At 72.0% G+C, this 21,523-nt stretch carries 25 protein-coding genes; 12 read left to right on the top strand and 13 right to left on the bottom strand.

The features are described from left to right. The first annotated feature begins 118 nt into the window (after positions 1 to 118). Positions 119 to 1,075: a LuxR C-terminal-related transcriptional regulator gene (locus tag QQ657_RS32455; protein WP_284746088.1), complete on the top strand. Its 957-nt coding sequence runs from the start codon at positions 119 to 121 to the stop codon at positions 1,073 to 1,075. Positions 1,076 to 1,220: 145 nt separating this feature from the next. Here the strand turns inward: QQ657_RS32455 and QQ657_RS32450 are convergent, their stop codons facing one another. Then, positions 1,221 to 1,397, bottom strand: coding sequence for a hypothetical protein (locus QQ657_RS32450; protein WP_284746087.1), 177 nt, complete (start codon positions 1,395 to 1,397; stop codon positions 1,221 to 1,223). Between the two features lie 170 nt (positions 1,398 to 1,567). Here QQ657_RS32450 and QQ657_RS32445 point away from each other — a divergent pair, with 170 nt between their 5' ends. Next, the gene (locus QQ657_RS32445; protein WP_284746086.1) at positions 1,568 to 1,702 is read left to right on the top strand and encodes a hypothetical protein; all 135 of its coding nucleotides are present in this window, start codon (positions 1,568 to 1,570) and stop codon (positions 1,700 to 1,702) included. A gap of 92 nt (positions 1,703 to 1,794) precedes the next feature. Here QQ657_RS32445 and QQ657_RS32440 read toward each other — a convergent pair whose 3' ends face one another. Continuing rightward, a complete protein-coding gene (locus QQ657_RS32440; protein WP_284746085.1) occupies positions 1,795 to 2,163 on the bottom strand; it encodes a MerR family transcriptional regulator in 369 nt (122 codons plus the stop codon). A gap of 54 nt (positions 2,164 to 2,217) precedes the next feature. On the opposite strand from QQ657_RS32440, the gene QQ657_RS32435 reads away from it, so the two are divergent. Then, on the top strand, positions 2,218 to 3,378 hold the full coding sequence (locus QQ657_RS32435) for an MFS transporter (protein ID WP_284746084.1): 1,161 nt from the start codon (positions 2,218 to 2,220) through the stop codon (positions 3,376 to 3,378). Positions 3,379 to 3,429: 51 nt separating this feature from the next. Here the strand turns inward: QQ657_RS32435 and QQ657_RS32430 are convergent, their stop codons facing one another. Then, the gene (locus QQ657_RS32430) at positions 3,430 to 4,617 is read right to left on the bottom strand and encodes a glycoside hydrolase family 18 protein (RefSeq protein ID WP_284746083.1); all 1,188 of its coding nucleotides are present in this window, start codon (positions 4,615 to 4,617) and stop codon (positions 3,430 to 3,432) included. A gap of 156 nt (positions 4,618 to 4,773) precedes the next feature. Between QQ657_RS32430 and QQ657_RS32425 the strand changes: the two genes are divergently transcribed. Then, positions 4,774 to 5,166 (top strand): hypothetical protein, encoded by a 393-nt coding sequence (locus QQ657_RS32425; protein ID WP_284746082.1) that lies wholly within the window; start codon positions 4,774 to 4,776, stop codon positions 5,164 to 5,166. Here the strand turns inward: QQ657_RS32425 and QQ657_RS32420 are convergent. Further along, entirely contained in the window at positions 5,160 to 6,515 is a 1,356-nt protein-coding gene (locus tag QQ657_RS32420; RefSeq protein WP_284746152.1) for a pyridoxal phosphate-dependent decarboxylase family protein, read from the bottom strand. The genes QQ657_RS32425 and QQ657_RS32420 overlap by 7 nt on opposite strands. 126 nt (positions 6,516 to 6,641) lie before the next feature. Continuing rightward, positions 6,642 to 7,220 (bottom strand): YdeI/OmpD-associated family protein, encoded by a 579-nt coding sequence (locus tag QQ657_RS32415; protein WP_284746081.1) that lies wholly within the window; start codon positions 7,218 to 7,220, stop codon positions 6,642 to 6,644. A gap of 85 nt (positions 7,221 to 7,305) precedes the next feature. On the opposite strand from QQ657_RS32415, the gene QQ657_RS32410 reads away from it, so the two are divergent. Further along, positions 7,306 to 7,839: a GNAT family N-acetyltransferase gene (locus tag QQ657_RS32410; protein WP_284746080.1), complete on the top strand. Its 534-nt coding sequence runs from the start codon at positions 7,306 to 7,308 to the stop codon at positions 7,837 to 7,839. Here QQ657_RS32410 and QQ657_RS32405 read toward each other — a convergent pair. Next, a complete protein-coding gene (locus tag QQ657_RS32405) occupies positions 7,829 to 8,296 on the bottom strand; it encodes a nitroreductase family deazaflavin-dependent oxidoreductase (protein ID WP_284746151.1) in 468 nt (155 codons plus the stop codon). The genes QQ657_RS32410 and QQ657_RS32405 overlap by 11 nt on opposite strands. A gap of 23 nt (positions 8,297 to 8,319) precedes the next feature. Beyond that, complete coding sequence (locus QQ657_RS32400) at positions 8,320 to 10,296, bottom strand: glycosyl hydrolase family 28-related protein (protein ID WP_284746079.1); 1,977 nt, start codon at positions 10,294 to 10,296, stop codon at positions 8,320 to 8,322. A gap of 142 nt (positions 10,297 to 10,438) precedes the next feature. Between QQ657_RS32400 and QQ657_RS32395 the strand changes: the two genes are divergently transcribed. From QQ657_RS32395 to QQ657_RS32380, 4 genes are all read left to right on the top strand, one after another. Continuing rightward, a complete protein-coding gene (locus QQ657_RS32395) occupies positions 10,439 to 11,068 on the top strand; it encodes a class I SAM-dependent methyltransferase (RefSeq protein ID WP_284746078.1) in 630 nt (209 codons plus the stop codon). 104 nt (positions 11,069 to 11,172) lie between these two features. Beyond that, complete coding sequence (locus tag QQ657_RS32390) at positions 11,173 to 12,354, top strand: PucR family transcriptional regulator (RefSeq protein ID WP_284746077.1); 1,182 nt, start codon at positions 11,173 to 11,175, stop codon at positions 12,352 to 12,354. Positions 12,355 to 12,414: 60 nt separating this feature from the next. After that, positions 12,415 to 12,894 (top strand): DUF2975 domain-containing protein, encoded by a 480-nt coding sequence (locus tag QQ657_RS32385; RefSeq protein WP_284746076.1) that lies wholly within the window; start codon positions 12,415 to 12,417, stop codon positions 12,892 to 12,894. Further along, on the top strand, positions 12,894 to 13,100 hold the full coding sequence (locus tag QQ657_RS32380; RefSeq protein WP_284746075.1) for a helix-turn-helix domain-containing protein: 207 nt from the start codon (positions 12,894 to 12,896) through the stop codon (positions 13,098 to 13,100). The genes QQ657_RS32385 and QQ657_RS32380 overlap by 1 nt, the downstream gene beginning before the upstream one ends. Before the next feature lie 54 nt (positions 13,101 to 13,154). Here QQ657_RS32380 and QQ657_RS32375 read toward each other — a convergent pair whose 3' ends face one another. Further along, positions 13,155 to 14,267, bottom strand: a complete 1,113-nt coding sequence (locus QQ657_RS32375; protein WP_284746074.1) for an FAD-dependent oxidoreductase — start codon at positions 14,265 to 14,267, stop codon at positions 13,155 to 13,157. Between the two features lie 61 nt (positions 14,268 to 14,328). Between QQ657_RS32375 and QQ657_RS32370 the strand changes: the two genes are divergently transcribed. After that, positions 14,329 to 14,760 carry a MarR family winged helix-turn-helix transcriptional regulator gene (locus QQ657_RS32370; RefSeq protein WP_284746073.1) on the top strand — a complete coding sequence of 144 codons (432 nt, stop codon included), beginning with the start codon at positions 14,329 to 14,331 and terminating at the stop codon, positions 14,758 to 14,760. 56 nt (positions 14,761 to 14,816) lie between these two features. Here the strand turns inward: QQ657_RS32370 and QQ657_RS32365 are convergent, their stop codons facing one another. Then, on the bottom strand, positions 14,817 to 15,308 hold the full coding sequence (locus QQ657_RS32365; RefSeq protein ID WP_284746072.1) for a hypothetical protein: 492 nt from the start codon (positions 15,306 to 15,308) through the stop codon (positions 14,817 to 14,819). A gap of 274 nt (positions 15,309 to 15,582) precedes the next feature. Here QQ657_RS32365 and pgfA point away from each other — a divergent pair, with 274 nt between their 5' ends. Next, complete coding sequence (gene pgfA, locus QQ657_RS32360) at positions 15,583 to 16,650, top strand: cell envelope lipid trafficking protein PgfA (protein ID WP_284746071.1); 1,068 nt, start codon at positions 15,583 to 15,585, stop codon at positions 16,648 to 16,650. A 1-nt stretch (position 16,651) separates the two neighbouring features. Here pgfA and QQ657_RS32355 read toward each other — a convergent pair whose 3' ends face one another. Further along, positions 16,652 to 17,401 (bottom strand): class I SAM-dependent methyltransferase, encoded by a 750-nt coding sequence (locus tag QQ657_RS32355; RefSeq protein ID WP_284746070.1) that lies wholly within the window; start codon positions 17,399 to 17,401, stop codon positions 16,652 to 16,654. 82 nt (positions 17,402 to 17,483) lie between these two features. On the opposite strand from QQ657_RS32355, the gene QQ657_RS32350 reads away from it, so the two are divergent. Further along, positions 17,484 to 18,638, top strand: a complete 1,155-nt coding sequence (locus QQ657_RS32350) for a glycosyltransferase family 4 protein (RefSeq protein ID WP_284746069.1) — start codon at positions 17,484 to 17,486, stop codon at positions 18,636 to 18,638. On the opposite strand, the gene QQ657_RS32345 is transcribed toward QQ657_RS32350, so the two are convergent. The 3 genes from QQ657_RS32345 to QQ657_RS32335 are packed head-to-tail and all read right to left on the bottom strand — an operon-like array spanning position 18,605 to position 21,506. Further along, positions 18,605 to 19,669 (bottom strand): hypothetical protein, encoded by a 1,065-nt coding sequence (locus QQ657_RS32345; protein ID WP_284746068.1) that lies wholly within the window; start codon positions 19,667 to 19,669, stop codon positions 18,605 to 18,607. The genes QQ657_RS32350 and QQ657_RS32345 overlap by 34 nt on opposite strands. Positions 19,670 to 19,673: 4 nt before the next feature. Further along, positions 19,674 to 19,856, bottom strand: coding sequence for a hypothetical protein (locus QQ657_RS32340; protein WP_284746067.1), 183 nt, complete (start codon positions 19,854 to 19,856; stop codon positions 19,674 to 19,676). A gap of 3 nt (positions 19,857 to 19,859) precedes the next feature. Beyond that, positions 19,860 to 21,506, bottom strand: a complete 1,647-nt coding sequence (locus tag QQ657_RS32335; RefSeq protein ID WP_284746066.1) for an MmpA family trehalose lipid delivery protein — start codon at positions 21,504 to 21,506, stop codon at positions 19,860 to 19,862. Positions 21,507 to 21,523 lie beyond the last annotated feature (17 nt).

Genomic DNA, 21,523 nt, shown 5'->3' with positions numbered 1-21,523 from the left:
CGGCCCCGATTTCGCGAGCGGCCTAATCCTTTCCCCCGTCCGGCGCGTGGGGTAGGCGGCAGAGCGGTCATGTCCGGATCCGGCCGGACCCGCCCGCGCTGCCGGAAGGGGACACGGGATGCTCGAGGGGCTGCTGACGACCGGCGCGGGTGCGCTGTACGACGCGATGGTGCGCACGGGGCCGCTACCGCTGGACGACCCGCGGGCGCAGAGCCCGGAGATGCGGGAGCTGCTCGACCGCGGGTTCGTGCGCCGCGACTACCGCGACGACCCGGTGATCGCGCCGATGGAGCCGGTGCGCGCGGTCGACCACGCCATCCTGGGCGCGCAGCAGCAGCTGCTGGAGCAGCAGCGGCAGATCGTCGCGGCGCGCCAGCAGCTCGACGTGCTGCAGGCGGTGTACCGGTCGGCGAACGGTTCGGGCGGCGACGCGGCCGTCGAGGTGCTGACCGACCCGCGGCGCATCGGCTCGCTGTCGCTGGAGCTGTGCCTGTCCGCGCGCGAGGAGTTCCTGACGTTCACGACGCGCCACTTCAAGCGCAAGCCGGACGCGAGCACGGTGATGCGCCTGCCGGACGCGGTGACCGAGCGCGGAGTCGTCCTGCGCAACGTGTACGAGCGCGCGGCACTGGAGTTCGAAGGCGCGAAGGAGGTCGTCGACGCGAGTGTGGCCGCCGGCTGGACCATGCGGGTGGCGCCGGAGCTGCCGATGAAGATGGTGATCGCGGACCGCCATTCGGCGCTGGTCCCGCTGGACCCGAGCGGAATGGACGGCGCGCTGTTCGTCCGCAGCCCGACGATCGTGGCGTCGCTGCGGATGCTGTTCGAGCTGGTCTGGAGCCAGGCGGTGGCGGTGCAGGGGCCGGGTTCCCAGCCGCGCCACGGGTTGACGCCGACCCAGGCGAAGGTGCTGGACCTGCTGGCGACGGGCATGACGGACGGCGCGATCGCGCGGCATCTGGACGTGAGTGAGCGGACGGTCCGCAGGCACGTGCAGGGGTTGCTGGAGGCGTTGCAGGCGGACAACCGGGTGGCGGCGGTCTTCGCGGCGACCCGGCTGGGTTGGCTGGGCTGACGCCGGGCGCGGCTCAGCTGGTGCCCTGGCCGAGCCAGCCGGGCCGACGCCGGCGCGGCTGAACTCGTGCCCCGGCTGAACCCACTCCAGCGCGGGTCAGCCCGTGCCCGCGGCTCGGCGCTCGCGCCCGTCCGGAACCGCGCCGCTACTCCAGCTTCCGGCACTCCGGCGGCCCCTCGGTCCAGATCCACACGCAGACCGGCTTGGGCTTCCCGACCGGACCACCGCCGGTCGCCGCCGAGGCTGCCGGGGCTGTCAGTGCGCCGAACGAGGCCGCTCCGATCAGTGCCGCGGCCAGGCCGGTCCAGGCTCGCTTGCGCATTTCGTCCTCCCGCGAAGTGATCTTCCGCCGCCAACCTAAGGCCGGGGCACCACGCACCGGCAGGGGCGGGTTCGGCCACTGTCCGCTTCCGGCCACCGCCCCCGGCCGGAAGCGGACGTTGGCCGCCCTCGACCGGTGTGCTCGGCGCCGTTCGCTCCTACCGTCGGGGCATGGGTGAGGAGGCGCCCCCGCGCTGGTGGGCCGAGGAGGGCGCGCGGCCCCGGCCGGAGCCGGTGGGCTGGTGGCCCGAGGCCGACACGCTGCACTGGGTCCAGGTCCGCCCCGACGACGACCCGCCCGGCTAGCACGCCCGGCCGCCAAACGTCTTAAATGAGTCATTCAGGACCTCCCACGCCCTGAATGACTCATTCAAGACACTCGCCGCCGGCTCACCCGCTCAAACGCGGTTGTACTCGCGGACCGCGTCGAGGTACTCGGCGATCGCGTCCCGGTTGCGCAGCAGGCACTCCGCGCGCCGTGCCATCCGGTCGCGCTCCTGCTCCAACGTCGCGATCATCTCCGGGGTCGCGTCCGGGAAGTAGATCGCGCGGGGCTTGTCGAGGCACGGCAGGATCTGTTTGATGATCCGGGTGGGCAGCCCGGCGTCGAGCAGCCCGCGCACCTGGATCACCCGGTCGATCGTCGCCGCGTCGTAGTCGCGGTAGCCGTTCGGCCCGCGCGAAGCGATGATCAGCCCCTGCTCCTCGTAGTACCGGAGCAGCCGGCGGGCCGTGCCGGTGCGCTCGGACAGCTCGCCGATCCGCATGTGCGCCACCTCACGTAGACCTTCACACGTATGTGAAGGTTCGAGCATAGCGGCATGACGACCACCGCCCTCCCGGCCCGCACCGCCCTCCTCGCCCTCACCACCGCCGCGTTCGTCACCGTGCTCACCGAGGCGCTGCCCGCCGGCGTGCTGCCCGGCATGAGTGCGAGCCTCGGCGTCGGCGAGTCCGCGGCGGGCCAGGCGGTGACGATCTACGCCCTCGGCACGGCCCTCACCGCGGTCCCCCTCTCCGCGGCCACCGCGGCCTGGCCCCGCAAACGCTTGCTGCTGGCCGGGGTGGCCGGGTTCGCCGTCGCCAACACCGTGACGGCGTTGTCTCCCGCCTACCCGCTCACCATGGTCGCCCGGTTCGTCGCCGGGGTGGCCGCGGGCGTCGTCTGGGCGCTGCTGGCCGGGTACGCGCGCCGGCTCGCGCCCCCGGAAAACCAGGGCAGGGCCATCGCGATCGTGATGGCGGGCATCCCCCTGGCCCTGTCGCTGGGCATCCCGGCCGGGACGTTCCTCGGCGGCCTGTTCGGCTGGCGCTCGGCGTTCGGCGTCATGTCGGCGATCGCCGTCGTGCTGCTCGCCTGGATCGCCGCGCGGGTCCCGGACCAGCCCGGGCAGGCCGGCGGCCGGGTGCCGGTCCGGCGCACGCTCGCCGTGCCGGGCGTCGTGCCCGTGCTGGCCGTGACGCTGGTGTTCGTGCTGGCCCACACCGTGCTCTACACCTACGTCGCCGCGTTCCTCGGCCACGCCGGGATGGGTGACGCGGTGGACGTCGTCCTGCTGGTGTTCGGCGTCGCGTCGATGGCTGGGATCTGGGTCGTCGGCGCCCGGATCGACCGCGCACTGCGCACCCTGATGGTCCTCAGCACGATCCTGGTCGCGGTGGCCGCGACGCTCCTGGCGGTGTTCGCGGGCAGCCCGGCGCTGGTCTACGCCGCCGTCGCGCTGTGGGGCCTCGGCTGGGGCGGCGTCCCCACGCTCCTGCAGACCGCCGCCGGGAACGCGGGCGGCGACGCGGCGGACAACGCCCAGGCCATGCTCGTCACGCTGTGGAACGCGGCGATGGCCGCGGGCGGTGTGCTCGGCGGGGTCCTGCTCGACGCCGCCGGACCGGCGTCGTTCCCCTGGACGCTGCTCGCGCTCCTGGTCCCGGTGCTCGCCGTGGTGCTCGGCGCGCGGCGCAGCGGATTCCCGGGGCGATCCTGAGTGGACGAAGGGCCCGGGCGGGTTCGCGCCCGGGCCCTCCAGTTCGGGGGTTCAGCAGCGGCCGGAGATGGCCCGCAGCAGTTCCGCATCGGTGGTGTCACCGGAGAGCTCCCAGGCGAACACGCCGCCCAGCCCCTGCGACTTCGCGTACCCGGCCTTGGCCGACGCCGTCTCGGGCGTGTCGTAGCTCCACCACTGCGAGCCGCACTTCGCGTACGCCGTACCGGCGATCTTGCCGTTGGCCGGGCAGGTCGTCTTGAGGACCTTGTAGTCCTCGACCCCCGCTTCGTACGTGCCCGCGGCCGGGCCAGTGGCCGTGCCGCCCGGCTGCTTCTGCGTCACACCGTCCCAGCCGCGGCCGTAGAACCCGAGGCCCAGCAACATCTTCGACGACGGCACACCCTGGTGGCGCAGCTTCTGGATGGCGGCGTCGGCGTAGAACCCGGCGGTCGGGATGCCCGGGTAGGACCGCAGCGGCGAGTGCGGCGCGGTCGGCCCGGTCGGGCTGCCGCCCGCGACGAAGTAGTCGTAGGTCATCACGTTGTACCAGTCGAGGTAGCGGCTCGCCCCGGCGTAGTCGGTGGCGTCGATCTTGCCGTTCTTCGAACCGTCCGCGGTGATCGCGGCGGTGACGAGCTGGTGCCCGAACTTCGCGCGCAGCGCCTTCACCAGCGCCGTGAACGCCTTCGGCCCGCTCGCGTCGCAGGTGTTGCCGCAGGCGTTCGGGTACTCCCAGTCGATGTCGATGCCGTCGAAGACGCCCGCCCAGCGCGGGTCGTTGACGAGGTTGTAGCAGGACTCGGCGAACGCCGCGGGGTTCTTCGCCGCCTCGGTGAAGCCGGCCGACCAGGTCCAGCCGCCGAAGGACCACAGCACCTTGAGCTTCGGGTGCAGCTTCTTGAGCTCGAGGATCTGGTTGAAGCTGCCGTGCAGCGTGCCGGTGTCGGCCTGGCCGCTGACGCTCATGGTGGCGTCGTAGGGCATGTCGTGGTCGGCCCACGGGTCGCCGACCGCGCAGCCGCCGCCCGTGACGTTGCCGAACGCGTAGTTGATGTGGGTCAGCTTCGCGGCCGAACCGGACGTCTCGATGTCCTTGACGTGGTAGTTGCGGGCGTAGACGTCCCAGTCGGCGAAGTAGGCCATCACCTTGCCCTGGGACTGCCCGGCTTCGGCGGCGGGCGGCGCGACGACGGAGGCACCGGCCAGCGCCAGCGCTGCGACAGCGATGCGTTTTCTCATGCGAAGCAAGACATTCCCCTTCGACGGGCCGGCCGGTCGGACGCGCTGAGGCTAACAGGTCCAGACCACTGCGGACCAGACCGAAACGTTGTGGTCAAAGGGTTTCTCGGTACCCCCGGAGCCGGGCGCGGATTCACGGCGTGCAATGATCGGCCGATGACCGAGTTCGGCTGTGCGCGCTGCTCGGGCGAAGACGCCCTGACCGCGCTGGCGTTCTGCACGACCCGCCTGCGCGAGATCCACCGCCTCGTCGAACAGTCGCATTTCGGCATTTCGCTGCGCGCGTGCCCGGAATGCGGCCAGGCGTTCGCCGCGATCTTCACCGAGTTCGTCGACTGGACCGGCGGCGAGGACGCGCAGTACTTCGACTTCGTCCCGCTCACCGCCGCCGAGGTGACCTCGTTGGCGGCGCAGGGATCCCGGGTGGACCTCGTCCGCCTGGGCGCGCTCGGCAGCGTCCGGCGGCGGCTGTCGTCGAGCTGGCCCACCGGCAAGGAGAAACGGATCGCCTGGAGGACGGACACCCTCTCGGTGCGCGAAGGCTACTGAGGACGGTGCGCGGCCAGGCGGAGGATCGCCGCGGCCGAACGGTCCACATCGGCCTCCGTCGTCGACCAGCCGGACACCGAAATCCGCAGATATCGGCGGCCGCGCCAAGTGGTTCCGCCGAGCCAGCAGGTGCCGTCCAGCTGAACCCGCTCGATGACCGCGTCGGTGCGGGCGTCGTCGCCGAAGGAAACCAGGACCTGGTTGAGGACGACGTCGTTGCCGATCTCGGCACCGCCTTCGGCGAGGGTGCCGGCGAACCGGCGGGCCAAGCGGCAGCAGCGGTCGACGAGCTCGGCGACGCCGTCGCGGCCCAGTTCCCGCAGCGCCGCCCAGACCGCGAAGCCGCGGGCGCGGCGGGACGACTCCAGCGTGAGGTCACCCATGCCGGACACCTGGCCGGCGCCGGTCAGGTAGGCGGCGCGGTAGGCGATCGCCTCGGCGTGGACCTCGGGGCGCGCGCAGAAGACGAACCCCGAGTCGTAGGGGACGTTGAGCCACTTGTGCCCGTCGCAGGCCCAGGAGTCGGCCAGCTTGACGCCGTCGAGGAGGCTCGCGGTCTTCGGGTTGGCGGCGGCCCAGAGGCCGAAGGCGCCGTCGACGTGGATCCAGGCGTTCTTCGCGGCGGCGCGGGCGGCCCGGATGTCGTCGCAGGCGCCGGTGTTCACGTTGCCGGCCTGCAGGCAGACGATCGTCGGGCCGTCTTGGACTTTCCGCGCGAGGTCGTCGACGTCGATGGCGCCTTGCGGCCCGGCCTTGACCGCCTCGACGGCCCGGGTGCCGAACCCCAGCAGCCGCAGGGCGCGATCGACGGTGGCGTGCCGCTCTTCGCTCGCGATGACGCGGACGCGCGGGGCGCCGGCGAGCCCGTCGCGTTCGACGTCCCAGCCGGCTTCGGCGAGGACGTGGTGCCGCGCGGCGGCCAGCCCGACGGTGTTCGCGGCCTGCCCACCGGTGACGAAGCCGGCGGAGGCGGTGGCGGGGATGCCGAGAAGGTCCTTCAGCCAGTCCCCGGCGACCGCTTCGGCGGCGGCCGCGGCCGGGGAGAGGACGGCGTTGAAGCCGTTCTGGTCCCAGCCGGTGGCGAGGACATCGGCGGCGGTGGCGGCGGGCAGAGCACCACCGACGACGAAGCCGAAGAACCGCGGCCCGGCGGTGGCGACAAGCCCGGGTTCGGCGGCGCGCGCGAGTTCTTCGAGGACGGTGGCGGGTGGAGTGGGGTCTTCCGGGAGGGCGCCGCCGAAAGCACTGCGGAGGGCGGCGTGGTCGACGGCCCGGGCGACGGGCCGATCGGCGAGGGAAGCCCGGTGGTCGGCGGCCAGCTCGGCGGCGCGGGCCAGGAGGTCACGCAGTTCGTCCACGGAGTGACTGTAGGCCGGATGGGGCCGGGTGGTCGGCCGGTTTCGGTCGTCGCGGTCGGGCTGTGCGGGGCGCCCGCCGAACGCGAGACCGCGCCCGTGCTCGGCCACCAAGTTCCCCTAAGCCGCCTTCGGGTGGGCCGCGCGGCGGTTCTCCCTGGCCAGCTCCACCGTCGTCGCGATCCTCCTCTGCCGCGTCTCCGGCCGCTTCGCCTTCGCGATCCACTCCAAAATCAGCCGCTTCGACGACGGCGGGAAAGCCGCGAAGTGCGCCGCCGCAGTCGGGTCGAACGCCCGGCGCAGGTCCGCCGGCACCACTCCGTCCTGCGCCTCGGCCAGCGCGTCCCACGTCCCCGTCCGCCGCGCGAGGTCGACCATTGCCTGCCCCGGCGGCATCATCAACCCCGCCGATGTCAGCCGGGCCACGCGCTCGCGGTTCACCTTGCTCCACGTGCTCTTCGGATTCCGCGGTGTGAAGCACAAGTACGTGCTCGAAGCGTCGCGCCGCAGCGCCTTGCTGTCGATCCAGCCGAAGCACAGCGCCTGCTCCATCGCCTCGTGGACCCGCACGCCCGGCTCCGCACTCCCCGCCCGCCGGATCACCAGCCACACCGACGGCACCGGCGCCGCCGCCAGCCACTCCCGCCACTGCTCCACCGACGTGACCTTCAGCACCGCGATGCCTTCCAGAGTCTCCATGCCCACATCGTCGCGGGTTAAGTGTTCATCTTCTGAGCACTTTCACGCGGGAACAATCGGGCGCCGCCCGGCGTAGCGTCCTGGTATGGAGACTGCGCTCAGCACCGACCGGCTCGTGATCCGGGCCTGGACGGTGGACGACGCCGAAGCCGCGTTCGCGATCTACGGCGCGGAAGACGTCACGCACTGGCTTACCCCCGCCATGGACCGCGTCGGCGACGTCGGCGCCATGCGTGCCGTCCTGAACGCGTGGCAGGAAGCGCAGCCCAACCTCTGGCCGCCGCGCGGGCGCTGGGCCGTGGAACGCAAGGAGGACGGCGCCGTGATCGGCGGCCTCGGCATCCGGCTGCTCCCGCCGTTCGAAGAGGACCTCGAGCTCAGCTGGCAGCTCAGCCCCGGCGTCTGGGGCCAGGGTTACGCGTCGGAGGCGTCGCGGGCCCTCATCGAATGGGCGTTCACGCAGGACACCGACGAGCTGTTCGCGGTCGCCCGGCCGAACAACACCCGCGCGATCGCCGTCGCCAAGCGCCTCGGCATGCAGTGGGTCGGCGAGACCGACAAGTACTACAACCTGCGGCTGCAGGTGTACCGGATCCGGCACACCGACCTCATCGACTGACCGGCTCCAGCAGGAAGACGCGGATCTCGCGATCACCGGCACGCACGGCGTAGCGGTCGTAGGCCGGCCAGTAGGACGCGACCGCGTCCCACATCTCCTGACGCTCGTCGCCGGCCAGGAGCCGCCCGGTGACCTCGACGGTCCGGCCGCCGATCGCGACCGTCGCCGCCGGCCGGTCGAGCAGGTTCGCCGACCACGCCGGGTGCGCTTCGCCACCCCAGTTCGAGCCGATCACGACGTACGCGCCGCCGCGCTCGACGTAGAGCAGCGGCACCTGCCGCGGCTCGCCGCTACGGCGCCCGATCGTCGTGAGCAGCAGCGTCCGCAGCCCGACCGCGGCGCCGACGCCGACCCGGCCGCCGCTGATCCGCAGCAGCACCCGGTCGGCGGGCATCAGCGCCCGCCCCAGCACCGCGAACGCCTTGCTCTTCCCGAACCCCGCGAACACCCCGCGCAAACCGGCCACGGTCGAACCCTAGGTCACCACCCCGACGGCGCCGGGGGCGGCACGACCGGCGGCCGGTCGTCGCACGTGATCGTGTTCGGCAGCAGCCAGGGTGCGAGCCAGCTGGAGTTGCCGCCCAGATCCGTCAGCGTGAACTCCGAGCCCGTCGGCGGGAAGTTGAACGAGCCGCAGTTGTTGACGCCGACCGCGCCGACGTTGCGGGCGCCGACGTTCCGGAACGACGCCGACCCCGCCGACCGCGCGCTCAGCACCGACGTCCCGGCGCCGTCGATCCGCAGGTCCGCGAACTTCAGCCCGGTGATCGAGTACTTGTCCTTCACCGGGAAGTCGCTGACCAGCATGATCGCGTTGTAGGTGTTGTCGAGGAAGTGGTCGCCGGTCACCGAGACGTCCGCGGCGATGTCCTGCTCGAGCGCGTAGAACCAGATCGCGCCGAGGCCGATCTTCCAGTTCAGCTCGAACGTCCCCGCCCGCACGGTCGTGTTGTCCGCGATCCGCAGCTTCCCGCCGAACGGCAGGGCCCCGAACCGCGAGCCCACCTGGATCGCGCTGCCCTCGCGGATCGGGTCGGCGACGAGGTTGCCCGAGACCGTGTTGTCGACACCGCCGTACAGCGCGATCCCGTTGGCCAGCACCGGCGTCTGGACCGTGTTGTGGTCGAACGTGTTGCGCGCGTCCTGGGCCTTCTCCGCCCACATGGCCAGTCCGTCGTCGCCGGTGTTGCGGACGAAGTTGTTCGCCACCACCGAATCCGTCACTCCCGTGTGGAAGTTCAGGCCGTCGGCGATCTGGTCGGCGATGACGTTGCCCGTGACGCGCGTGTTCCGCATCGGCCCGTCGAACCACAGGCCGACCTTCGTGTGGTGCAGGTACAGGGAGTCCACAGTGGAGTCGCTGAGCGCACCGCCGATCGCGTTGACCTGGTCGGTGTCGATGCGTTCCCGGACGTCGCCCTCGATCGCGAAACCGGAGAGGTGGACGTTGTGACTGCCGCCGGCCGAGGCGTCCTTGCCGTAGAAGCCGACGCCGGTGTGCACCGACCCGTCGGGGGCCGGGGTGCCGAGCGCCACCTCGTGGCCCTTGACGATCGTGTACCAGCTGCCGGCGCCTTCGATCGTGACGTCGTCGACGACGATGTGCCGGTTGACCTGGTACGTCCCGGGCGGCAGGTACACCTTGAGGTGAGCGCGCCGCGCGAAGGCGATGGCGCGGTCGAGGGCGTCGGCCGAGTCGCGGCGGCCCGTCGGATCGGCGCCGAACAGCAGCGCGTTGGCCGCGAAAGGAACCACCCGCGGCGGCGCGACGAGCTCGGAGTCGAGCAGGTCGACGACCGTCCACGCGGCGGCGCTGCCGGCCGGGACGGTGAGCCGGACCTTGTCCCCCGCGCGGTAGGAACGGCCGAGCAGGAGCCGCTGCTCGTCGTAGAAGTGGCTGGGACGGAACGGCTTGCCGATCACCGGTGCGGGCGTGGTCGCCGCGGGCACGCAGGAGCACTCGGTGATCCACCAGTCCGGGTGCAGCAGGTCCGCGCCGGGATCGTTGGTGAACGGGTACTGGTTGTACAGCCACGAGTACTGCGAGGTCAGCGTCATCCGCTGGCGGTGCGCGCCGTTCACGGTGACGTCCAGCGGCGCGGTGATCCCGCCGCCGCCGGGCGCGTCCGGGATGCTGTAGCGGACGGTGATCGCGTTCGCCGCCGCCGGCAGCGTGAACTCGACGTACTGCTCCGGCGTCACCTTCACCGCCCGGCGGCCGGACGCTTCGGACGGGAGCGTGTAGGCCGAGCGGTCCGGGCCGAGCACGACACCGTCGGTGCGGGCGTTCTCCGCCTCCTGCTCGAGGAAGCCGACGCTCGCGCCGCGGCCGGCGACCAGCGCCGGGTCGAGCGCGGCCCGCGTGACGACCGGCCGGTCGGCGGCCGACGCGGGCGTGGCCACCGGGAGCAGGGCGGCGACGGCGACGAACACGGTGGCGAGGGTGCGGCGCGCCATCACGAACCTCGATTCTCGAGTGGAGTGCCGCGGAAGAGTAGGTCGCGACTCGCCTCTCACACAAGCTTTTGCCAGAACTTACTCTGTACTTGCACGCATCAGTACGGAAGTTGCGCAACCGGACGTCTGGCAGGGTGGGCTCATGACGCGTCCCGAAACCGCCGCCGAAGTGTTCGACGCGCTCGGCAAGGACTACGAACACGCCTTCCGGAACCTGGCCGAACAGCGGGCCGCGATCACCGCGCTGGCCGGGGAACTCCCCGCCGGCGCCACCGTGCTCGACCTCGGCTCGGGAACCGGACGCCCGACCGCCGACCTGCTCACCGCGGCCGGCCACACCGTCACCGGGTACGACGTCGCGCCCAAGATGGTCGAGATCGCGCGCGCCCAGGTGCCCGCGGCGCGGTTCGAGGTCGGCGACATGCGCGAACTGTCCTTCGAGGCCGCCACCTGGGACGCGATCACGGCGTTCTTCTCGACGCTGCAGCTCCCCCGGGCCGACCAGGAGACGATGCTCGGCCGGTTCGCGGGCTGGCTGAAGCCCGGCGGCCTGCTCGTCTTCGCCACCGTGCCCGCCGACGTGGACGGCGTCGACATCGTCTTCATGGGACACCCGGTGCGCGCGAGCAGCTTCGCCGCGGACGTCCTCGCCGGGAAACTCCGCGCGGCCGGCCTGGAGATCGTCCGCGAGGAGCAGGCCCTGTTCGTGCCCGACCACGCCGAAGCCGGGCCCGAGCCGCACGTCTACCTCACCGCGCGCAAGCCTTCGTGAGTCGATCGTCGCGTCAACCCCTCACCAGGCCGACCACTCGGTGGACATGAATTTTACTCAAGTTCGTGCGTATCCCGGGCCGCGGAGCCGAGCTAAAGTGAGGAATGGGCATCGAAGCTCTCGCCAGGCCAGTGCCTCGCGAACACCGGGAGCTGGTGCGCGAGATGCTGGCCAGACTGCCCGAATTCGCCGACCGTCTAGCCCGTCTGCTCAGCGAAGAGGACGAGTTCTACCGCCAGGTGGAGCACGTCGCGCCCGGTGAGCTGCGCCAGGTCTGCCGGGCCAACCTCGAGCGCGCGCTGACCGCGCTGGTCGACGGCCGCGGTCTCGCCCTCGACGCCGCCCGCAAGACCGGGCTCGTCCAGGCGCGCCAAGGCATCCCGCTGCCCGCGGTGCTGCGTGCCTTCCGCATCGGCGGCACCTTCGTCTACGAATCCCTGCTCGAGCTCGCCGGGCCGGAGTTCCTCAACCCGACCCGGACGATCGAGATCAACTCCTACGTCTGGAAGGCGATCGACCTCTACTCCGACGCCTTGACCACGGCGTACGAGCAGGTCGCCGCCGAGCCGTCGCACGCCGACGCGCGCCGGCTGGACGACCTGCTCCGCGGCCGGCTCCCGAGCCAAGCCGACATGGAGGCCGCCGCCCGGCACCTCGGCCTGCCGACCGCGGGCATGTTCGTCGTCGTGGTCACCGAACGCGTCGAGCCCGACGGGCAGGACACCGTCGAGGCATTGCTGCGCGCCCGCCGCTGGCGCTCGGCCTGGCGGCCCGGCGGCGAGGCGGGCCTGGTCGCGATCGACCGCATCGAGGACGTCCGGCGGCTGCGCGAAGTGCTGGGCTCGTTGCCGGTGGCGGCCGGGATGAGCAAGCCGTTCAGCGGGTTCCCCGACGTCCCGGACGCGCTGCACCGGGCCCGGATCGCCCGCCGCTCGCTGCCGTCGGGGACGGCCGGTGTGGTGGTGTTCGGCGACTCGCCGGTGACGACGCTGGTCGCCGCCGCGCCGGGGATGGCCCGCGACGTCGTGCGGTCCGCGCTGGCCGGGGTGCTCACCCTGCCGGGCGCGGAACGCAAGGTCATGCTCGACACGCTGCTCGCGTGGTTCGCCGGCCACGGCTCGGCGAAGGAGGCCGCGGACCGCCTGTTCGTGCACCCCAACACGGTCCGCTACCGCCTGCGCCGCGTGCAGGACCTGACCAAGCGCGACCTGACCGACCCCGTCGACATCGGCGAGCTGTACGTCGCCCTCGAATCGGTGCGCCTCGACCCCGGACCGGGTGAGTAACCCACACCTCGCACCCCGACGCCGATTGACTTTCGATAGATATCCAGCGATAGTCATCGCATGTTGACCGAAAGACGCGCGGTCGCCGCGCTCCGGGTGTTCCTCGTGGTGCTGTTCGGCGTGCTCCTCGTGTTCCAGACGCTCTCGTTGCCGGGCGGGATCGCGTACACGACGAGCCAGAACCCGCACGACGCGAACCTGCGCTGGCCGCTGACCGCCATCGCGGTGTTCCTCGTGCTGTGCGTCCAGGTGGTGCTCGTCGCGACCTGGCAGCTGCTGACGCTGGTCAAGAAGGACCGGATCTTCACCGCGGCGTCCCTGAAGTGGGTCGACGCGATCGTCTGGGCGATCGGCGCCGCGTGGCTGGTGTTCGTCGGCATGCTGATCTTCGTCGGCTTCAACGCGGACGACCCGGGGATGCCGATGCTGCTGTTCCTGGTGACCGTCGGGATCACCGTGCTCGGCCTGCTGATGGTGGTCATGCGCGCGCTGCTGCGCCAGGCCACCAGCCTGCGGACCGATCTGGAAGCGGTCATCTGATGGCGATCGTCGTGCGCATCGACGTCGAGCTGGCCAAGCGCAAGCTGAGTGTCGGCGAGTTCGCCGAGAAGGTCGGGCTGACACCGGCCAACATCGCGGTGCTGAAGAACGGGCGCGCGAAGGCGGTCCGGTTCAGCACGCTGGAGGCGATGTGCCGGGTGCTCGGCTGCCAGCCCGGAGACCTGCTGGAGTGGGTCGACGAGTAGCGCTCACCGCGAGTTGCCGGCTCGGGCGCGGCCGAACCGAAACCGGCCGCGCCCCTAGTGCTCACCCCGGTGGCGGCGGGCGGCGACTGCGGCCGCGGCGAAACCGTGGTCGAGCATCTCCTTCTCGTACTCCCCGACCGCGTCGAGCAGCGGTGCGCCCGAAACCAGCCGCCCCGTGAGCAGGCCCGCGTCGTGCAGGGCCACCCCCGCGCTGATGCCCGCCGGCGGCATCGGGTGCGCCGCGTCGCCCGTCAGGGTCACCGGGCCCGGTGCCCACGGCTCGGGCCGCTCGGACGTGTACACGCTCGACGGCACCACGTACGCCGGGTCGCTCAGCCGGATCAGCGCGCCCAGTGCCGGGTGCCAGTCCGCGAGCGTCTTCGCCGCCAGGTCGATCAGTTCGCCGGCGCCGAGCCGGAAGAAGTCCGGGCCGAACACGCTCGACGACGCGGCCGCCGCCCACATCACGTAGTCCTCGCCCGGCGGGAAGCCGAACTCGGCCGGGTCGCGCCGGAAGCGCTGCGCCGCGAGGACGATTCCGCGGCCGTCCGGGCCGGCCACGCCGAGGAAGCCTTCGAGCGCCGCGTCCGGGGTCAGGTCGCGGGCTTCGGCGGTCAGCGGTGTGCGGCCGTAGATCAGCCGCGCGTCGTCGACCGTCACCGGGAAGTCCGGCAGCAGCTGCCGCCGGATGCCGGAGCCGACCCCGTCGGCGGCGACCAGCAGGTCGCCGTCTTCGGTGGTGCCGTCGGCGAACCGGACGCGCACCCGGTCCTCGGGCAGCAGCGTGTAGCCGGCGAACTCGGCGCCGAAGCGCGTGCAGCCGGCGAGGTCGCGCAGCATGATCCGGCGCAGCGTCAGCCGGTCGACGGTGATCCCGGCGGCATCCGGTGGCACCGGGATCTCGGTGAAGGTCCCCAGGTCGGGGCCGGCCACGGTGACCCCGCGCCCGGTCCGGCACGACGTCGCGGCGGCCTGCTCGTACGCCTCGGCCGGCAGCCATTCGCGCAGGGCCGCGTCGCCGTCGCCCCCGATGTGGATCCGGTAGCCCTGGGCGCGGGCGTCGACGGTGGCGTCCCGTTCGAAGAGCAGGACGTCGATGCCGTGCCGGCGCAGGCCGTGGGCCAGCAACGGGCCGGCCAGCCCGGCGCCGCTGATGAGAACTCGCATGCTTACCCCCGTGGCGAGATGGTCTCAGCTGAGACCATCTCGGATGCTAGCATTTCCCGCCATGGAGGCTCAACCGGTCGATCCGACCGCCATCGGCATGCTGCTCAACCGCGCCCACCGGCTGGCCCGCGCGCACGCCAACGACGCGGCGCGGCCGACGGGCATCGAGCTGCAGCACGCCGGCGTGCTCTCGGCGATCCGGGCCGGCGGGATCAGCAGCCAGCGCGAGCTCGGCGCCGCCCTCGGCGTCGACAAGTCCACCCTGGTCCGGATCGTCGACGACCTGGAGCACCGGAACCTGCTGCGGCGCCAGCGATCCCCGAAGGACCGGCGGGCGTACGAAATCGTGATCACCGAGGAGGGCGAGCGACGGCTCGCCGAGGCGAACGAGCTGTTCGCCGAGGCGATGACCGGCTTGCTGAAGCTGTTCGACGACGAGGAGCAGCGCCGGCTGCAGGAGCTGCTGAACCGGTTCGTCGCGCAAGCGTCGTGAGTGAGAAACAGTGTTCTAACCCTGTTTCTCACTCACGACCAGCCGCGGCAGACCGGCTAAGCCGCGTCGGCCTCCACCAGGCGGGCCAGTTCCAGCAGCGTGCTCTCGAAGCCGGGACCGGCGGTGAGCGCCACCGTGAGCGGACCCCCGCGCCGGCCGTGGCCCACCGGGAGCGTCACCGCCGGCTCCGTCCACTGGGGACGGTCCACACCGGCCGAGACGACCACGTCCGGCCGGGTCACCACCCGGCGGCGGCCGCCCGCGTCGAGGTCGAGCACCACGTTGCCGTGCAGGGAAAGCAGCGCCGCGACGTCGGCGACGGCGTCGCGCAGCTCGCGGTCGGCGATCGAGTCCGAATGCGCGCCGATCGCCGCCCGGGAGGGCTCGCCGCCGAGTCTCGGCACGATCACGCCGAGGTCGCCAGGGGTGCAGGCGAGCACGCGGATGCCGGGCACGCCGGCCAGCGGGTCGGTCAGGGTGATTCCCGCGCTCGCGGCGACCGCCACGATCCGGGCCCGCCAGCGCGCGGTGGCCGCGATGGCGACCATCGAAGGGTCCTGGGGCAAAAGGGATGCTCTCCTTTGCGGTCCGGCGCGGCGGAGGGTGGATCGTCCGATGGTGGGCCCATGCCCGTTGTGCCCGGGAACAAACATGTTTGGTCACTTGGTCCGAACGGCGGCGCACATGCGGCCTTCCGGTGGCACCGGGTGCCTGTGACCGCCGGTCACACTTTGACGTGCGGCGTGGCGCGGGCCACTATCCGCAGCACCTGATTACCGCCGGGTAATTTGCGTGTCGACGAAGACCGACCCAGGAGGACCGTTGCGACGTGCTTTCGGCCTGATCTTGCTGGCACTGGGCGTTTTCGCGGTCGCCGGGGCGGTGCTCCTCCCCACGTACGTCTACCCCAAGCTCGCCAAGGTGCCGCTCGACCAGGACTCCACGTCGGTGCTCGAAGGCACCGCGAGCAAGGTCCTCGCCGTGACCGACGACGGCTCCGGCCCGGTGTCGAACATCCGCGAGAACGCCAAGCTGACCGCGGTGGCGCACGTGCAGGCGAACTTCGCCGCGCCGGAGATGCAGCAGGACACCGACTACGCGGTCTGGCTGCTGGCGGTGCAGGTCACCGACGACGCCGACAACACGGTGCTCAGCGCGAGCAAGCGGCAGGTCTGCTTCGACCGGCGCACCGGTGAGGGCTACGAGCCGAACGGCTCGACCGACCCGAAGTGCGACGCCAAGAGCAGCTACGTCACCGAGCTGAAGGACAAGGCCGACAAGGACGGCCAGAAGCCGCCCGAGACGAACGTCGAAAAGGCGCAGCCCGGCCTGAACTTCAAGTTCCCCTTCGGCACCGAGCAGCAGGACTACAAGGTCTACGACGACAACACCGGCGCGGCGGTCACCGCCCGCTACACCGGCACCGAGACGGTGAACGGGATCGAGACCTACAAGTTCGTCCAGGACATCCCGGACACGAAGCTCGACTCGAAGAAGGTGCCCGGCTCGCTGGTCGGCTCCGACCAGTCCACCGTGGACGCCGACCTCTACTACCGCGGCGTCAACACGATGTGGGTGGAGCCGGTCACCGGGATCCAGGTCAAGGTGCAGCAACAGCAGCACCAGGAGCTGCGCGTCGGCACCGGCGGCAGCTCGACGGTCGTGTTCGACGGGACGCTCTCCTACAACGGCCGGACCATCGCGCAGATGGTCGACCAGGTGGACGCGAACAAGGGCAGGCTGGAGTTCCTCTCGAGCACCGGCCCGCTCTGGCTCGGCATCGGCGGCGGCGTGCTGATCATCGTCGCGATCGTCGTGCTGGCCCGCCGCCGCCCGCCGGAGCCCCCGACGTCGCGCCGGCGCCGCCAGGTCGCCTACGCGGGTAGCTGAGTCAGCGCTTACGCAGGACCAGGACCAGATTCCACGACGCGATTTCGCGCAGGCCGGGAATCCGCACGATCCACATCGCCCAGCTCGGGTGGTAGCGCGGATACCCGGCCACGAAATCGGCGAGCGGCGTCGTCTTCGCCCAGCGGAGCGCGGCGCCGACCGAAACCGGGAACAGGCTTTCCCCGAATTTGTTCTTCGGCTGCTTCCCCAGTTTCCGGGAATACCGCTGCCGGGCGTAGTACCCGCCGAGGAAGTGCCACGGCGCGGTCTCGTGGCCGCCCCACGGCGAGTACCACGGCGTGAAGGACGCGAAGATCGTGCCGCCGGGCTTGGTCACCCGGCACATCTCGTCGAGCATCACCCACGGCTCGCTGACGTGCTCCAGCACGTTCGACGAGTAGCAGACGTCGACGGAACCGCTGCGCACGGGCAGTTCCGTGCCACTGGCGCGGATCATGTTCTCGCCGGGCTCGCCGCGCGCGGACAGCTCGCCTACGTCAGGGTCGAGGCCGAGGTAGACCGCGCCGGCCGCGCGGAAAGCGTCGGAAAAGTAGCCCGGGCCGCCCCCGACGTCGAGCACCGTTCGCCCGGACAGCGGAGCGTGCGCCGCCAATTGCCGGACCGAGTCGCCGGCCAGCGCGGAATAGAAGCCGTCCGGGTTGGTCTGTTCGGTGAGGAACGTGCGGAAGAGCGTGACGGAACGCCCCAGCGTGGCCTGATGAGGTCGGTCGAGCACCGGATTACCTACCATTGAACCGTCGCTTTCCCGAATACGTTCCTCTACTGTGTACGCACCGGTAACCTAGCATCGTCGCTACAGTTTGGATAACCCGATGGAACGACCTCGAGTGCTCCTCGTCAACTGGCGCGACACCGGCCACCCCGAAGGCGGCGGGTCGGAGCGGTACGTCGAGCGGATGGCCGAAGGGCTCGCGAGAGCCGGGTACCGGGTCGAAATCCAGTGCGCCGCCTACGCGGGCGCGACCGCCGGCGAATGGCGTGACGGCGTCCGCTACCGGCGGCGGGGCAACAAGTTCGGCGTGTACGCGCACGCGCTGCGCGCCATTCGTCAAGCCCGTGCCGACCTCGTGGTCGACGTGCAGAACGGGATGCCGTTCTTCGCCCGGCTGGTCGCCGGCTGTCCCGTGCTGGTGCTCGTGCACCACGTCCACAAGGAACAGTGGATCAGCGCGCTCGGCGAGACGCTGGGCCGGGTCGGCTGGTGGATCGAGTCGCGGCTGGCACCGTGGGTGTTCCGGAAGTGCCGGTACGCCACGGTTTCCGAAGTCACCAAGTCGGAGCTCGGGGGCCTCGGGATCGGGCGCGAGCGCGTCACCGTGGTGCCCAACGGACTCGACGCGCCGCCGCCGTGCGCGTCCGAACGGGACGCTTCCCCGACGCTGGTCGCGGTGAGCAGGCTGGTGCCGCACAAGCGGATCGAGCACGCCATCGACGTCGTCGCGCGGCTCGCCCGGCGCTGGCCGGAGCTGCGGCTCGAGGTCGTCGGCCAGGGCCCGTGGGACGAAGTGCTGCGCGCGCACGCGGCTTCGCGCGGGGTGGCCGACCGCGTGGTCCTGCACGGCTGGGTCGACGAGCAGGCCAAGCACGAGATCCTCGCGCGGTCGTGGCTGCACCTGTGCCCGTCGGTCAAGGAGGGCTGGGGCATCGTCATCATGGAGGCCGCGGCGCACGGCGTGCCGTCGGTCGCCTACCGCGCCGCGGGCGGCGTGGCCGAGTCCATCGTGGAGGGTCGCACCGGTCTGCTGGCCGAGGACTTCGACGACTTCACCGCCCAGGTCGACGGCCTGCTCGCCGACGGCCTGCGCCGGGCGGAAATGGGCCTGGCCGGGGCCGAGCGGGCCGGGCAGTTCAGCTGGGACGCGAGCGTCGGGCAGTTCGAGTCGCTGGTCCGGGACGTCTCCGGGCTCCCCGCACCCCGGCCGCGAGTTCTGGGTCAGGTCCCGCGCGGCTCGGCGCTGGCGTCGTGAACGGCGTCCCGGAACTCGTCGAGCAGCCGGTTCGCCGCGGCCGCGTCGAAGTCCTTGCGGCGCGCCCGCACGGTCACCGTGGTGACGCCACCCGTGGTCGCCGCCCCGAACGCCACCCCTGAGCGACCGCTCGCGGCGGGGTAGAACGCCAGCGAGCGCACGGTGTCCCCGGTGGACACCACGCCGAGGTTGGACACCAGGAACGTCGAGCCGAGCCGGCTCGCCAGCAGCCGCGTGCCCAGCCGGGCGAGCCGGCTGCTGCGGGCGGGGAAGTCCGGTTCCGGCGGCTGGTTCCCCAGCACCGCGGCGACGTCCGCGCCGGGGCCCAGCCGCAGCCGGAAGAACGCGCTGTCGTGCACCGGTTCCGGCGCGGCCCCGGAGCGCCATGACGCGCCCAGCGCGGCGACCACGCGGGCGGTGCGGGCGCCGTGCGCGCGGTTCCAGCTCGCGGTGGCGCGGGCGGCGGCCGCGACGAACCCCGCGGCCCCCAAGCGCAGCCGTGGCTCGTGCCGGGCGGCGAAGACGTCTCCCGCGGCCTCTTCACGCCGGTCGGGCGTGATCCGGCCCGGGGGCGCGAAAAGCGCCTCAGCGAGCCGCTGGACGGCCGAGAGGGCAAAGGGTTTGCCGCCGTCGCGTTCGCCGATCCCCCTCGCCGCCGAGGAAACCGGGACGTCGAGGAGGACGCCGAGCAGCGAAAGCAGGCCGAGACCGTCGAGGGCGCCGTGGTGCGCGGCGACAAGCAGCGTGGGCTCCTCGGCGCGGACGGCGACGCGCAGAAGCGGCGCGGTCCGTTCGTAGGGCGCCGAAGCGAAGCGGTCGCGAGTGGCCGGCAGGTCGGTGGTCCGCTCGATTTCGGGCACGGCACCGAGATGCGGGTACTGCTGGACGGCCGCCGCGAGCCGGGCCCGGAGCTTCTCCGGTTCGGGAGCGGCCGTGCCGAGGTCCGCTTCGAGGAGGATGCTCCAGGAAACGGTGGGGTCGCCGTAGAGCCCGACGACGCGGTGCGCGTGGTCGGAGGCGAGCCGGGTCACCGCGTCAGCGGTTCCCGTAGAGCTTGTTCGGGTGGTCGGCCGGGTTGTACTTCACCTGCGCGTTGAGCTTTTCCTGCACCTGGGCCGAGCTGTCCGGGTCGGCACCCTGGGTGAGGGCGAACCCGGCTCCGGTCGCCAGACCGCCTCCGATGATGACGGCGGCGACCACGCCGATGATCGTGCCCACGTGTCACTCCTTCTGCGGCGGGGAACTCCTGCCGCGGCCCAATGTACGCATCGGTAACATGAGGCACAACAGTGCGACGCACAGCGACGCGAGCACTACTCCGTTCGCCACCAAGGCGGGCGCCCACGAGATCGCTTTCACCGCGGGCACACCCGGGGTCCGGTAGAGCGTCAGCCAGTCACCCGACCACACCGGCGTCGCGCCGGCGAGCAACCGGGAATCGACGGAGCCGGGCGTCCCGTGCTCGACGAGGATCCAGCCGATGCCGGCGGCGGTGAGCTCCTGGGCGGACGTCGCGGCGCGGACGTCGCCGATGCGCGGGTCCTCCCCGGCGATGCGGTCCTGTCCCACTTGGAGCGTGTCGTCCATCAGCACGGGTCTCGGGAGGACGCGCGGCGCCGGGTCGAGCTGCGTGCGGTCGTCGTTCCACGCGAACCCGCGGAACGCCGAGAGCGGCAGCGTCAGCACGTCGCCGGGGCGGTCACCGAGCACTTCGGACACTGCCCGCCAGTCGGCCGGGTACTGCACGGTGGCGAGCCGTCCCCAGCCGCCCCAGGCCAGGTCCGGCATGGTGAGCAGGGGGAAGACGGCCGCCGCCGAGACGAGCGCGACGCGTCCGCGTTCGGTCTTCAGCTTGGTCGCGGCGACCTCGATGGCCAGCGCGAAGCCCAGCGCCAGCGGCAACGCCCACCAGGCGACCCATTTCTGGGCGTCCCGCAGGAGTCCCGCGCCGGGCAGGTGCCGCGTGGCGGCGGTCAGCAGCGCGTCCCCGCCCGGCAGCGTCGCCAGGGACGCCAGCAGCACGCCCGCGGCGCCGAGGCCGAACAGCGAGCGGGCCGGCGCCTTCCCCCACCGCCGCGCGAGCGGCGCGAGGCCGGCCACCGCGATGGCGGCGACGATGACCGTCAGCACCGGGGTGAGGGGCAGGGACCGGCTGCCGGGGACCGTTTCGGCGTTCCAGATGCCGCCCAGGCCGAGCACGCTGAGCAGCGCGGGTCCCCAGCTTTCGGGGCGGGCGCTGAACGCCGTGACCCCGGCCGGGTCGGAGTAGGTGCCCTCGGCGTTGAGGAAGGTCGGGACCAGCCACGGCAGGTTGAGCACGATGGCGATGGCGAGTGTCTGCCAGAGACGGCGCGAGCCGGCGACGACGGCCATGACGACGGCGGCGAGCACGCCACCGGGCGGGGTCAGGACGGCCGGGGCGCACGCGAGCACCAGCTTCGGCAGGGCGTTCGGCTCGTGCTCGCGCGCGGCGAGCCCGGCTTTGACGATCCAGGGCAGGCAGGCGTAGGCCAGCAACAGCGGCCAGTGGCCGATGAACAGCCGCTCCGCGACGTACGGCGTCCAGGCGTACGCGGTCGCGGCGACGAGCCGCGTGCCCAGGCGCTCGGTCGGGACCAGGCGGCCGGCACCCCAGGCGGCGCCGAAGATGGCCAGCAGCAGGACGATCTTTTGGACGACGTCGCCGGGCAGCACGGTGGTCGCCAGCGCGACGGCGGCGTCGGCCGGGACGGACCGCGGCAGCGTGGCGCCGATCCCGAAGGCGTCCGGCACGAAGTACTGCCGGGGCGCGAACACCATGTCGTAGGACAGGACGAACCCGCGGCCCAGCAGCGGCGCGCAGACGGCGAACGCCAGCAGAGCGGACACGACAGGGAGCGCGAGGC

It is taken from the genome of Amycolatopsis ponsaeliensis (assembly GCF_030182635.1).
Lineage (GTDB): Bacteria > Actinomycetota > Actinomycetes > Mycobacteriales > Pseudonocardiaceae > Amycolatopsis > Amycolatopsis ponsaeliensis.
Note: the sequence above shows the minus strand (reverse complement) of the source record. Positions and strands in the feature narration are given on the sequence as shown.

Coding starts and splice junctions, on each gene's coding strand:
- QQ657_RS32455 (WP_284746088.1), top strand. CDS start 119: ATGCTCGAGGGGCTGCTGACGACCGGCGCGGGTGCGCTGTACGACGCG.
- QQ657_RS32450 (WP_284746087.1), bottom strand. CDS start 1,397: ATGCGCAAGCGAGCCTGGACCGGCCTGGCCGCGGCACTGATCGGAGCG.
- QQ657_RS32445 (WP_284746086.1), top strand. CDS start 1,568: ATGGGTGAGGAGGCGCCCCCGCGCTGGTGGGCCGAGGAGGGCGCGCGG.
- QQ657_RS32440 (WP_284746085.1), bottom strand. CDS start 2,163: ATGCGGATCGGCGAGCTGTCCGAGCGCACCGGCACGGCCCGCCGGCTG.
- QQ657_RS32435 (WP_284746084.1), top strand. CDS start 2,218: ATGACGACCACCGCCCTCCCGGCCCGCACCGCCCTCCTCGCCCTCACC.
- QQ657_RS32430 (WP_284746083.1), bottom strand. CDS start 4,617: ATGAGAAAACGCATCGCTGTCGCAGCGCTGGCGCTGGCCGGTGCCTCC.
- QQ657_RS32425 (WP_284746082.1), top strand. CDS start 4,774: ATGACCGAGTTCGGCTGTGCGCGCTGCTCGGGCGAAGACGCCCTGACC.
- QQ657_RS32415 (WP_284746081.1), bottom strand. CDS start 7,220: ATGGAGACTCTGGAAGGCATCGCGGTGCTGAAGGTCACGTCGGTGGAG.
- QQ657_RS32410 (WP_284746080.1), top strand. CDS start 7,306: ATGGAGACTGCGCTCAGCACCGACCGGCTCGTGATCCGGGCCTGGACG.
- QQ657_RS32400 (WP_284746079.1), bottom strand. CDS start 10,296: ATGGCGCGCCGCACCCTCGCCACCGTGTTCGTCGCCGTCGCCGCCCTG.
- QQ657_RS32395 (WP_284746078.1), top strand. CDS start 10,439: ATGACGCGTCCCGAAACCGCCGCCGAAGTGTTCGACGCGCTCGGCAAG.
- QQ657_RS32390 (WP_284746077.1), top strand. CDS start 11,173: ATGGGCATCGAAGCTCTCGCCAGGCCAGTGCCTCGCGAACACCGGGAG.
- QQ657_RS32385 (WP_284746076.1), top strand. CDS start 12,415: ATGTTGACCGAAAGACGCGCGGTCGCCGCGCTCCGGGTGTTCCTCGTG.
- QQ657_RS32380 (WP_284746075.1), top strand. CDS start 12,894: ATGGCGATCGTCGTGCGCATCGACGTCGAGCTGGCCAAGCGCAAGCTG.
- QQ657_RS32375 (WP_284746074.1), bottom strand. CDS start 14,267: ATGCGAGTTCTCATCAGCGGCGCCGGGCTGGCCGGCCCGTTGCTGGCC.
- QQ657_RS32370 (WP_284746073.1), top strand. CDS start 14,329: ATGGAGGCTCAACCGGTCGATCCGACCGCCATCGGCATGCTGCTCAAC.
- QQ657_RS32365 (WP_284746072.1), bottom strand. CDS start 15,308: ATGGTCGCCATCGCGGCCACCGCGCGCTGGCGGGCCCGGATCGTGGCG.
- QQ657_RS32355 (WP_284746070.1), bottom strand. CDS start 17,401: ATGGTAGGTAATCCGGTGCTCGACCGACCTCATCAGGCCACGCTGGGG.
- QQ657_RS32350 (WP_284746069.1), top strand. CDS start 17,484: ATGGAACGACCTCGAGTGCTCCTCGTCAACTGGCGCGACACCGGCCAC.